The sequence below is a fragment of the Shewanella profunda genome, from assembly GCF_023283765.1.
In the GTDB taxonomy this organism is placed as follows: Bacteria; Pseudomonadota; Gammaproteobacteria; order Enterobacterales; family Shewanellaceae; genus Shewanella; species Shewanella profunda.
The window spans coordinates 1-2,392 of the sequence record NZ_JAKILG010000092.1 but is presented as its reverse complement, the minus strand read 5'-3'; the positions used below and the strand labels follow the sequence as shown (position 1 = coordinate 2,392).

Here is a 2,392-nt window from a genome sequence, read left to right as displayed (position 1 = left end):
AAGTGTTCAAACAGTGACATAGGGAATAGGTCGTTAGCATAACATGCTTGCTCTGATCCTGTTTAAGCCTAAAAGTTTCCGTTAGTTAACAAAGTATGATCCCGCCCTGCAATATTTACTGTGTCGTAACCAAGCCGATTTCACTTATACGTACCAAGCTTTGTTTAAAAGATTAAGTTATTTTGCTAAAACCGACACGAAAATTTATGGGAATGGCACTCACAACTTTGGCTGTAGTCGTTTATTGGGTAGGTTACAAGTTGATGATTAGCTTTCTTAGTACTGTTGCTGCTTGGAGTACAAATAGGGAAGTAAAGGCAAGGGCTAAAATCCCTTGCTTTTGTGCTTACATAGCGCGGCAGTATATTCATAATCGTACATCCATGAGAAAACATCTTTGCTGATAAAGTCTCTATCAGTAACCGGCTTCTTTTTGTGGCGGATACACAACACTATCAATCGCTCGCCGCCATCATACTGGTACATTGCCAGATAACCTGTGCCATCAAAGTCAATCAGCAGTTCCCTAAAATTGAAGTCATTGTCATCGTTAGACAGTCCAAACCTGTGCTGTTAATGGTTTAAAAGCCGACTTTAAGCTGTTCTCGACAGGTACGCCTGTCGAAAACAGCCTAGGAGATTTTTGGTGTTTGTGGGACATTGCGCAGCCAGGGTTATTGGGAAATTGGCAACATTTCCGAGATACCTGGATAAAGCCAATTATGAATGCAGAAGAAGACGAACGAGATAGAGTACGTACTGAGGTCGGTGATGATCTGCGGCGCACTGTAGGTACATTTATGCTTCGTTGAGTCAAAGAAGATCAACTTAAAGGGTTACCGACTAAGACAATTTGTTGTGGCGTACCGGCTAGTGAGGCGTTGTTGCCTAAACATATAATCATCCAGAAATATGCCATGAACAGCATAAAAAACTAAAGGATATGAGCATTATCCGCAACTGCTTGGCTGAAATCTGCATTCTATTGTTAGGTTTTGCGATGTTGATTTTAGATTATGCTTTTAGGCAACAACGCCGGCTAGTGACGGTAAGTCACAGCAATATCAGCCCGAGTTAGCCAAAGAGATGACCGGGTTATAACTCAGCGCTTACGACGAAGTGCTGGATGATTACCGCACGCAAAAAACGTTAGAAGAGAACATGCAAAGCCGAGCGATAGCTGCACTTATGTATCTCGTTACATCCGCGGCTGGAGCAAGAAGTAGCCCTTTATGCCAATAACGCAGAACAAGCCGTTAAGCTGATGCACGAATCCGGAAAGCTTACCATTGTTTTACAGCTGTTAGACCGAATCCTGTAGCAGCAGGAAAAAGTAATTTTGTTCATGGTGACTAAGCGGTTACAGCGCCTCTTAAAACTGTGGCTTGACCAGATTTATGGATAAGATATCGCAGTCATCAACGGCGATACAAAGGCCGTTTCTAATAAAACGGATGACCTAACAAGAAAAAACTGATCTCTCAGTTTGAGGAAAAAGCCGGTTTCAATGTGCTCAACATGTCCCCGGTAACCGCCGGTGTTGGGCTTACGGTTGTTGGTGCCAATCATGTAATCCATCTAGAACGACATTGGAATCCCGCAAAAGAGGCTCAAGCATCCGATAGGGTCTACCGCATCGGAAAAATGAAACCAGTATTTATTCATTTACCCACACTTACTCATCCGCAACATGATGCCTTTGACGTTCACCTTGACCGATTGCTGCGTAGCAAGTTGATGTTAAAATACTCTGTGGTGACACCTGAAGCTGTCAGTGAGAATGAGATTAGTCGAGCTCTGGGATTAGATACTAACGAAGACGGTCATTTGTTGGAAATTTTTCGACATGCCTTGATATGAAGACTGCTAAAATAATACATGGCTTAAACGAAACAACCGATAGAGGCAGGGAGCACAGCAATGACGATAAACTATCGCGCTATTCATACTCGCAGTCTATGGCGAAAAGCACGACATTCTTCTGTAAGAATGGCTATTGAGGGCCCCGATGGAGCCTTAAACTTGTTGAGAAGAAAAGGGCGCGTTGGAAAAAAATGGGATGATTATGGTCCCGTTTCATGCGTCTTTGTTTGGGAATCTGGTGAAGATTCGGGGTACGCATTTAGACTTAAAGCTGAATCAACGACAGATGTTGAAAGTGTGATAATTCCAATAGATAAATTGTTGGCCCATGAACATACGAGTAGCTGTGGTCAGGTAGATATTGATAGGTATTTTTCTAGTCCAGAATTTACAAAATTTATGTGACTTTATTGATATGTTTGACCCGTCCTAAATAGCGTTGACACTTTTCAAACTCATTTTGGAGAGTGTAATGACTTCAACAATTAAACGAACTCAACGTGATTATTCCCTCGCTTTTAAATTGGCC

The 2,392-nt window shown here is 42.3% G+C and carries 3 protein-coding genes and 1 pseudogene; all 4 read left to right on the top strand.

The annotated features are described in order from the left end of the window. The first annotated feature begins 106 nt into the window (after positions 1-106). The 4 genes and pseudogenes from L2744_RS21265 to L2744_RS21255 all read left to right on the top strand — a co-directional run bounded on the left by L2744_RS21265 (position 107) and on the right by L2744_RS21255 (position 2,268). A complete protein-coding gene (locus tag L2744_RS21265; RefSeq protein WP_283104067.1) occupies positions 107-271 on the top strand; it encodes a YagK/YfjJ domain-containing protein in 165 nt (54 codons plus the stop codon). A gap of 310 nt (positions 272-581) precedes the next feature. Then, a pseudogene (locus L2744_RS21755) lies at positions 582-812 on the top strand (SNF2-related protein); the annotation flags it as partial. Positions 813-1,473: 661 nt separating this feature from the next. Next, positions 1,474-1,860: a helicase-related protein gene (locus L2744_RS21260; RefSeq protein WP_283104066.1), complete on the top strand. Its 387-nt coding sequence runs from the start codon at positions 1,474-1,476 to the stop codon at positions 1,858-1,860. Positions 1,861-1,920: 60 nt separating this feature from the next. Further along, complete coding sequence (locus L2744_RS21255) at positions 1,921-2,268, top strand: hypothetical protein (RefSeq protein ID WP_248993743.1); 348 nt, start codon at positions 1,921-1,923, stop codon at positions 2,266-2,268. The last annotated feature ends 124 nt before the right edge of the window (positions 2,269-2,392 follow it).